At 68.8% G+C, this 8,836-nt stretch carries 10 protein-coding genes; all 10 read left to right on the top strand.

All coding sequences use genetic code 11. The features are described from left to right. Nucleotides 1-1,227, top strand: a 1,227-nt coding sequence (locus tag VNE62_00050) for a WYL domain-containing protein (protein HVE90682.1), incomplete at its 5' end; no start/stop codon positions are given. A 75-nt stretch (nt 1,228-1,302) separates the two neighbouring features. Then, the gene (locus VNE62_00045; protein ID HVE90681.1) at nt 1,303-1,734 is read left to right on the top strand and encodes a cyclic nucleotide-binding domain-containing protein; all 432 of its coding nucleotides are present in this window, start codon (nt 1,303-1,305) and stop codon (nt 1,732-1,734) included. Nucleotides 1,735-1,806: 72 nt separating this feature from the next. Continuing rightward, nucleotides 1,807-2,670 (top strand): hypothetical protein, encoded by an 864-nt coding sequence (locus VNE62_00040; protein HVE90680.1) that lies wholly within the window; start codon nt 1,807-1,809, stop codon nt 2,668-2,670. 133 nt (nt 2,671-2,803) lie between these two features. After that, on the top strand, nt 2,804-3,307 hold the full coding sequence (locus VNE62_00035; GenBank protein ID HVE90679.1) for a ribonuclease H-like domain-containing protein: 504 nt from the start codon (nt 2,804-2,806) through the stop codon (nt 3,305-3,307). Nucleotides 3,308-3,366: 59 nt separating this feature from the next. Beyond that, a complete protein-coding gene (locus VNE62_00030; GenBank protein ID HVE90678.1) occupies nt 3,367-3,756 on the top strand; it encodes a DUF309 domain-containing protein in 390 nt (129 codons plus the stop codon). Nucleotides 3,757-3,834: 78 nt separating this feature from the next. Continuing rightward, nucleotides 3,835-4,452: a hypothetical protein gene (locus VNE62_00025; protein ID HVE90677.1), complete on the top strand. Its 618-nt coding sequence runs from the start codon at nt 3,835-3,837 to the stop codon at nt 4,450-4,452. Nucleotides 4,453-4,493: 41 nt separating this feature from the next. Further along, nucleotides 4,494-4,850, top strand: coding sequence for a twin-arginine translocase TatA/TatE family subunit (locus VNE62_00020; GenBank protein HVE90676.1), 357 nt, complete (start codon nt 4,494-4,496; stop codon nt 4,848-4,850). Between the two features lie 57 nt (nt 4,851-4,907). Continuing rightward, a complete protein-coding gene (gene tatC / locus VNE62_00015) occupies nt 4,908-5,618 on the top strand; it encodes a twin-arginine translocase subunit TatC (GenBank protein ID HVE90675.1) in 711 nt (236 codons plus the stop codon). 57 nt (nt 5,619-5,675) lie between these two features. Then, on the top strand, nt 5,676-8,399 hold the full coding sequence (locus tag VNE62_00010; protein HVE90674.1) for a DEAD/DEAH box helicase: 2,724 nt from the start codon (nt 5,676-5,678) through the stop codon (nt 8,397-8,399). After that, nucleotides 8,399-8,836: hypothetical protein (locus tag VNE62_00005; GenBank protein ID HVE90673.1), on the top strand; the 438-nt coding region annotated here is incomplete at its 3' end. The genes VNE62_00010 and VNE62_00005, both read left to right, overlap by 1 nt.

Here is an 8,836-nt window from a genome sequence, read left to right as displayed (position 1 = left end):
GTCCGGCTCCCGGTGGTGGACGAGGACGGTTTCGTCTCGTGGGTCATCGGCTTCGGTGAGGACGCGATCGTGCGGTCGCCGGACCGGATGCGCAAGGCGGTCGTGGGCCGGCTGGAGGCGATCTCGGAGGCCAAGCGGCCGCGCCGAAGGGCCCCGTCCGGGCCCAGCGGCTCCGGCAAGGCCACCAAACCGGCGGGGGCCGCTTCCCGCGCGGCGGCGGCCGACAGCCGGCGCAGCCTCGGCCGTCTCGAGCGGATCCTGCTGCTGGTGCCGTTCTGCGTGAGCAACCCAGGCGTGTCCATCGAAGAGCTCAGCCGCAGGTTCTCGACGTCACGCAAGGAGTTGGTGGAGGACCTGGAGCTGCTTTTCCTGTGCGGGCTCCCGGAGTACACGCCGGCGGACCTCATCGAGGTATCGGTGGACGAGGACCACGTCTCCATCCGCATGGCCGACTACTTCGCCAAGCCTTTGCGGATCACCCGGACGGAGGCCATTCCGCTGTATGTGAGGGCGCACGCCCTGGTCGAGATGCTGCAGATCGGGCGCAACGGAAGCGAGGGACTTCAGGAGCTGGCTCCGCTCAAGTCGGCGCTGGACAAGCTCGCGGCTGCGCTGCTTCCGCAGGACGGCGGTGTCGCGGACCTCGCCGAGCGAATCAAGGTCCACCTGGAATCCAGCGAGGCCCGCTGGCTGCCGCTGCTGCGCGAAGCGGTGACCCAGCGCCGGACGGTCGCGATCGAGTACTACTCCTACTCCCGCGACGTTCTCAGCACCCGGCGGGTGGACCCGTACCTGGTGTTCTCTTCGTACGGCCACTGGTACACCTCGGGCTGGTGCCACGACGTGTCCGGCCGCCGGATGTTCCGGCTGGACAGGGTGAAGTCGCTGGAGGTGACGCAGGACACCTTCGAACCCCCGGACGAGGCCGACGCCCAGCTGCCCCCGCCCCTGCTGTACGTGCCCGGTCCGGAGGACGAACGGGTGACGCTGCGGGTCCCGGAGAGCGCCGGCGTGTCGCTCGGCGAGTACCTGCCCGTCGAATCCTCCACCCAGCTGCGCGGCGGACGCCGGGAGCTTTCTTTCCGGACCTCCGCGTTTCCCTGGCTCGAGAAGCTGCTGCTGAGGCTCGGTCCGGACGTCGAGATCGTCGAGCCCGCGGCGCTTGCGGCCAGCGTGAAGGAGGCGGCGCGACGGATCCTTTCCCTGTACGAGCGGAAGAAGCGCTGAGTGTGAAAAAGGACGCGGAAGCGCGTCCGATCCCGCTGTAGGTTTCGGTCGAACCGTGGACCAGGGAGGCGATCCATGCGAGCTACCACACGCGGCACCGACAAGATCAGGGCCCTCGGGGACGTGGCACTCTTCGAGTCGTGCACCCGCAAGGAGCTGGCCAGGATCGCCTCCCTGGCCGACACGGTGGACATCGGGCAGGGCTCGGTCCTCACGCGCGAGGGGAGCCCGGGCCGCGAGTTCTTCGTGATCGCCGACGGTGAGGCCGACGTCCACATCGACGGCGAGGTCGTGGCGAGGCTGGGGCCCGGCTCCCATTTCGGGGAGATGTCCCTGCTGGACCAAGGCCCCCGGACGGCGACCGTGACGGCCCGGACGCCGATGACGATGTTCGTCCTCGACGGCCGCAGCTTCGGCACCCTGCTCAACGAGGCTCCCGCGGTGGCCAAAAAGCTGCTGCGCACGCTGGCGATCCGCATCCGCGACGCGGAGGGCGCTACCGCCTGACCACGGGTGTTGGACGCGGCTGCCTTCCTGCGTCAGGATCTGGGACTCGCTCACCAGATAAAGGGGCAGTCGATGAACAGGTTGCTGCGAACTGTATTTGTCGTGTCGGTCGTCGCGGCCGGCAGTTGGGCGCTGGCGGGTTCCGCCTCCGCGGGTCATTTCGAGGGGGCCGCGTCCAAGGCCCGAACCAGGATCGCCGAGCGCAGGGCCGTGCAGGGTGTCTCCCATTCAGTCGGGTCACGAGCTCGTACGCCGCTGTCTGCGGGGAGCTTGAGCGAGGGAAGGCTCTCGACCCAGTCGCACCTTGACCTCAGAGGCCGCCGCGCCATCACGGCGGACATCGTCCACGACGGAGACAACCGGATCGACATCGATCAGGACGCCGATGCGCGCTCGGGCGACTGTGTCGCGGGAGCCCAGGTTTTCGGGGCGGTCGGTGGAAACGTAAGGGCCCGGCTGACGAACGTCTCGGACGGCTCGGACTGCGAGTCCGGGAACGCCAGAGCGACCAACTTCATCGGGCGGGCTCACGCGGGTCCGGTCCTGTCGCGGCGAGCGCCCGCGACATCCGGAGCGGACCTGGCGGTGACGAAAGAACCGTCCGGCTTCTCGGCTGGGGGTGCCCGGTTCACCGTCACCGTCACCAACCAGGGCACAGCCCCCGCTATTAACGCGACGTTGGTGGACCAGGCGACTGGGGCAGCCATCGCCCCTGCGCAGGTGACCCTGACGTCGGGTGAGGGGTGGACCTGCGCCGGCAACCAGTGTTCAGCGCCTGCGGTCGCCCCCGGCGCGACGGCCACGTTCGCGGTCGTGGTGCCGGTGAATATCGTTGCTGGAGGCACTGTCTTCAATACTGCAACGGTGTCCTCGGCCTCCGACTCCAACGCGTCGAACAACAGCGACGATGCGGTCCAGGCGGTGCCGGGTATCTGAGGTGAGTGCCGGCTAGAGGCGTTGAAGCGTCGCAGGGGGCCGCAGCCTGGTGCTGCGGCCCCCTTTGCGTTGTGGCGAGCGAGGGATGCGGGACCCGGAAGAGCCTGTCGCCGCGGATCACTACGCTCCGGGCGTGATCGCATATCTGGACATCGAGACGTCCTTTTCGGGCGAGGTCACGGTCGTGGGCGTCCTGCGTCCAGACCGCGGGACCGTGCAACTGGTTGCGCCGGCTGTGTCGGCTGATCACATTTCCGAGGTCCTGTCGGGCGTGGACACCATCTGCACCTACAACGGCGAACAGTTCGACCTGCCCGTCCTCGGGCGGGCGACGGGTCTGGACATGCTCCGTGACTACCGGTCCGAGGACCTCGTGCTGCAGTGCCGCAGGGCGAACCTCCGGGGCGGCCTGAAGGCGATCGAGTCGACGCTGGGGATCCCGCGCGTCTGGCACGGCCTCAGTGGCTACGATGCGATGCTGCTGTGGGACCGATGGACCAACGGAAGCCGCGAAGCTCTGGAGACCCTGCTCGGGTACAACCGCGACGACGTGCTGAACCTGGCTCTGCTCGAACGGCGCCTGAAGGGCGACCTGGGAACGGTGCTCCCGGACCATCTGTCGGTAGTAGGGGTCTGACGCCGCTTCAGCCCCGGGCACGACATCCGCTCACGCCCCCGGAGGAGCACGCGCACCTGGTGGCCGGCTCCCGGCTGTTCAACTCCGGCGCCTTCTTCGAGACCCACGAGGAGTGGGAGGAGGTCTGGCGGCGAGCGTCCGGTCCCCGCAGGGAGATGCTGCGGGGGCTGATCCAGGTCTCCGTCGGCTACGAGCACCTCAAGCGGGGCAACTGCTACGGAGCGCGCAGCCTCCTTCGGCAGGGAGCGCGCCGGCTCGCCCCCCACTGGCGCCGGAGGGGCGTCCGGGAGCTGAGGGCCAAGGTGATGTCCGACCTGAAGGCGCTGGAGGGAAGGGACGACGCGAGCCTGCGCGAGGTCCGTCCTCCGAAGGTGATGTGCGTGCTGACGGGATTTGCCCTGAGGGCGCCGCGGGCCGCGGTGGTCGTGGAGGTGCCGCTTGCGCCTTGATGAGGTTGTTGTCCCGCCCGGTGCTGTGCACCACACTGGCCGCAGCGGACAAGACGGGAGACGGAACTGACGAGGCTGGTGGTCGTGGCGGCGACGATGGTCGTCGCACTGCTGATGCTGCTGCTGATGCCGCTGACGGCCGTCCGTCCTCCAAAGCCTCCTCCGCCCATCCCGGCGGGCGTCGTCACCCCCCAGGAGCCGGTGGTCGCGGCGTCCGGCGCCGTAACCATCCCGGCGACGACTTTCACGCAGGTGGCGGATCCGAGGAGCATCGGCACGCTTCCGGCTCCCGTCGCCGGAACGCCGTCGCGTCCCGTCTACATCGGGGTGGACGGGCAGCGGATCACCGTGGAGAGGATCAGCCGCTTTCTGACGCCGCGGCAGTCGCCCATGGCGCCGTTCGCGGAGAACATCGTGGTTGCCGGCCTCAAGTACGGGGTCGACCCGCGGCTGATCGTGGCGATCTCGGGCACGGAGTCGACGTACGGCAAGTTCCACCGCGGGCACAACGCGTGGGGGTGGGACGCTCCGAACGGCCTCACGCGCTGGGCCTCCTGGCCGGAGGCGATCGACCAGTACACGAAGCTGTTCGCCTCAAAGTACCGGGAGCGCGACCCGTCGCAGATCGGGCCTCGCTACTGTCCGGACTGCGTCGAGTGGCCGGACAGGACCCGGCGCGTCTTCGCGCTGATCTGAGCGTGCGTCCCCGCAGTGTCCCCCGGACTTAGAATCGCCTGATGGGACACATCGGCTTTGGGGAGATTCTGATCGTCATGGTCCTGGCGCTGGTCGTGTTCGGCCCCCAGCGCCTCCCCGAGATCGCCAGGCAGATCGGCAAGGCGCTGGGCGAGGTCCGCCGTGTCTCCACGAAGTTCGAGCAGGAGGTCCGTACGGGCCTAGCGCTGGACGAGCCCACAGACGAGAACTTCCCCTACATGCGGCCGCCCGAGCAGAAGGGGACGGAGCAGCCGGGGACGGAGCCGTCGCAGCCGCAACACGAAGCCGCGGAGATCGTCCCCCCGGGGGCCGAGCACCAGGCACCGGAGGTCGTCCCCCCGGGGGCCGAGGTTCCTCCGCCCGAAGAGCGCTCCTGAGACTTGTTTAGTCGGTTTCGGCGCTGGCGGGGGCGCCGCCGCAACCCGGTGGCGGGCATGACCGTCCTGGAGCACCTGTCGGAGCTCCGGAAGCGCCTGGTCATCACCCTGGTAGCCGTTGCGATCGGGTCGGGTTTCGGGTGGAGCCTGTTCGACCGTGTGGTCGACCTGGTCGTCGCGCCGGCGCGGCCGTACCTCACGGGACCCGCCGATGGGCGGCTGTTCTTCACGTCGCCGCTGGAGGCGTTCACCACGCGGCTGAAGCTGGGGACCTATGTGGGATTCGCCCTGGCCTTCCCCGTCGTGCTGTACCAGTTCTGGCGCTTCGTCTCTCCGGGCCTGGAGCGCAAGGAGAAGCGGTACGCAATCCCCTTTGTGGTCGTGGGGATGGCCTTGTTCTGTTCGGGGGTGGTGTTCGCCTACTACACGCTTCCGCAGGCGCTGCGGTTTTTGATCAGCCCGGCCATCACCGGGGGTGCTATCAGCCCGCTGCTGACGGCCAAGGCTTACATCGGGTTCACGATGCTGTACCTGATCTCGTTCGGGCTGGCCTTTGAGTTTCCGGTCGTCCTGATGTTTTTGACGCTGACGAGGCTCGTGTCCTCGCGGAAGATGGGCCGGTACCGCCGCCAGGTGCTGGTGGGGATCGCGGTGCTGGCCGCGGTGGCGACCCCGAGCGTGGACATCCTGACGATGGGGGTGCTGACGTCGGTTCTGTACCTCATGTTCGAGGCGAGCATCCTGCTGTCGCGGCTCCTGAAACGCTAGGCGGGGGTTCCCTGACCTCGCGGAATCAGGCGGGGGCCCGGCGTAGACTCGTGTCCGATGGAGCAAGCCCGTGACGCCGCGTCCGCAGGCGGGGCGCCCCCCACGTCGTCGTCCGTGATTCCGGACGTCCCAGAACCGGCCGCGGAGGCCGAGCCGTCCCCCGGCGCCGACATGAACCCCCTGGTCTCTGAGTTCGCGCAGAGCCTGCCCTTTCCGCTGGACCCGTTCCAGGTGGAGGCGCTCACGGCGGTGGCCCAGGGCGAGTCCGTGCTGGTGGCGGCTCCCACCGGCTCGGGCAAGACGGTCGTGGCGGAATTCGCCTGCTGGCTCGCGCGCCGCGACTCCACGAAGTGCTTCTACACCACGCCCCTGAAGGCGTTGTCCAACCAGAAGTTCGGTGACCTCATCGCCCGCCACGACGCCCAGTCGGTCGGCCTGCTGACCGGCGACAACTCGATCAACGGCGACGCCCCTCTCGTGGTGATGACGACCGAGGTCCTGAGAAACATGCTCTATGAGTCGTCCTCGACGCTGGAGGGCCTGCGATGGGTCGTCCTGGACGAAGTCCACTACCTGCAGGACCACTATCGCGGCGCGGTGTGGGAGGAGGTGCTCATTCACCTTCCGAGCGACGTCCGGGTCGTGTGTCTGTCGGCGACCGTCTCGAATGTCGCCGAGTTCGGCGCATGGCTGGAGACCTTGCGCGGGACGACGCGCGTGGTGGTGGAGCGCGAAAGGCCCGTCGAGCTTCGGAACATGGCCATGGTGGGCCCTGAGCTCTATCCCCTCCTGGAGCAGGAGGGGTCGGCGCGCGTGCATTCGGACCTCAAGAGGACCTGGGCGCGCGCCGCGCAGTCGGCGGTCCGGGCCGGGCCTCGTGGAGCGGGCGGAGCCGGGCGGAGCAGGTCCGCAGGCGGCCAACACACCCCCAGCCGGGTGGAGGTGGCCGAGGTCCTGGACCGGCAGCGGATGCTGCCCGCGATCTGCTTCATCTTCTCGCGCGCCGGCTGCGACCGGGCCGTGCAGTCGTGCCTGGCCTACGGGATCCGCCTGACCAGCCGCGAGGAGGCCGAGCGGATACGCGAGTTCGCGGAGATGCGTTCGTCGGCGCTGTCCGACGAGGACATGCGGGCGCTGGACTTCGGGACGTTCGTCGAAGCGTTGTCCCGCGGTATCTCCTCGCACCACGCCGGGATGCTCCCGGTGTTCAAGGAGACGGTCGAGGAGCTGTTCGCGCTCGGCCTGGCGAAGCTGGTGTTCGCCACCGAGACCCTGTCGCTGGGCATCAACATGCCGGCGCGCACCGTTGTAATCGAGAAGCTGACGAAGTTCACCGGCGACCGCCACGAGGTGCTCACCCCGATGGACTACACGCAGCTGACCGGGCGGGCGGGACGCCGCGGAATCGACTCGATCGGTTACGCGGTGGTTCTGTTCAACGCCTGGGTCCCCCTGGACAAGGTGGCGACCCTGGCTACGGTCAAGTCCTACCCGCTGACGTCGTCATTCCGGCCGTCCTACAACATGGCCGTGAACCTCGTGCGGACCTACGAGCCGCGCGACGCCTTCCACATGCTCAACTCGTCGTTCGCCCAGTTCAGCGCCGATCGCGACGTCGTTGCGGCGGAGCGGCGACTGTCCGACGCGGACCGCGACGTGAAGGAGCTTCAGGAAAAGGCGGTGTGCGAACTCGGCGACATCATGGAGTACCGGCGACTCCGGCACGAGGCGGAGGAGGCGTCGGCGGCTCACCGCGGCTCCCAGCGGATCCGGGAGGCGTTCGCCGCGCTCGCCCCGGGCGACGTCATCTGGGGCGACGGGTTGGGCAAGGCGCTGGTGCTCGAGCAGCCTCGGGTTGCGGCCGGAGCGATTCCGCGGCTGACGGTGATGACCGCGGACCGAAAGCTCCGTCGGATCACCGCCCGCGACTTCCGTGTCCCGCCGGAGCCTGTCGCGAGGATGCACGTGCGGGGGCAATCGTGGCGCTCGCCCAAGGTCCGCAGGGATCTTGTTCGCAACCTGCTGGCGCTGGACGCGCGGCGGCCGGCGTCCGTGGACCGGGGCGCCGCGCGAGAACTCGTCCGGGCCTACGAGTCCCATCCGTGCCACGAGTGTCCTCAGCTGATGGAGGAGCTGAAGTGGGCGGAGCGGCTGTCCAGGGCCCAGGAGGATGCGGCTTCGCTCCGCAAGAAGGTCAAGAGGCGCAAAGGCACGCTGGCCCGGACGTTCGAACGGGTTCTCGAGGTCCTGCGGTCGCTTGAGTACGTGGACGAGTGGAAGCTCACGCCGAAGGGCGAGACGCTGCGCAGGATCTACAACGAGTCGGACCTGCTGGTCGTCGAGTGTCTGACGCGCGGCTGGTTCGGGGGGCTGGATCCGGAGGAGATGGCTGCGGTGGCGTCGCTTTTCGTCTACTCCGCACGGGGCCGCGACGAGCCCGAGAGCGCACCGACTCCACACCTGTCGCGCTACCAGCGGCGCATAGCCAACCTCTACAAGTCGATCGCCGATGTCGAGCAGCGACAGAACCTGGAGTTTTTGTCAGAGCCGGACGCCGGGTTCATGTCGATCATCTACGAGTGGGCACGCGGCGCGACCCTGGAGGACATCCTCCGCGACCGCGATACCACGGCAGGGGACTTCGTCCGGTGGGCCAAGCAGGTGGTCGACCTCCTCCAGCAGCTGCGACAGGTGGTGGAGCCGGGAGAGCTCCACGAGACGCTCGGCGACGCGGTCGCTTGCGTGCAGCGCGGGGTCGTGGCCTACTCGTCGGTCGTGTAGTGGACGCCGCGGACCTTGTCAGGCTTGTCCGGGAGACCGGGTCGCCCTACGGCGTGGACCCGCTGCCGCCGGTAGGCGCGGCGGTGCGCGAGGCGCTGCAGACCGAGGCGCGGGGAACGACGGACTTCGTCTACGTCCCTTCGTGTGAGTCGGTCGCCTTTGACCCGTCGGTGCTCATCAGCGCGGTGTCGGTACTGCAGTCGGCGGGCGTGGGCGTTCGTGTCGTGCACCCTTCGTGCTGCGGCGCGCTGCTGCGCGACAGGGGTCCGGCGGCCGCGGAGTTTCGAGAGGCGGTCGCGGAGGCGATCGCGCTGGCCGACGGCAGGCGGGTGGTCGCCGAGGCCGGTGGATGCGCGGAGTACCTGGGGGCCGAGCCGTTTGCCGTCGTCGCCGCCGAGCTGCTCGAGTCGGGGCTCCTGCGCCCCCGCCGCGTGGAG

Source organism: Actinomycetota bacterium, from assembly GCA_035536535.1.
Lineage (GTDB): Bacteria > Actinomycetota > JAICYB01 > JAICYB01 > JAICYB01 > DATLNZ01.
The sequence above is the reverse complement of the archived record's forward strand: the minus strand, read 5'-3'. Positions and strand labels throughout refer to the sequence as shown.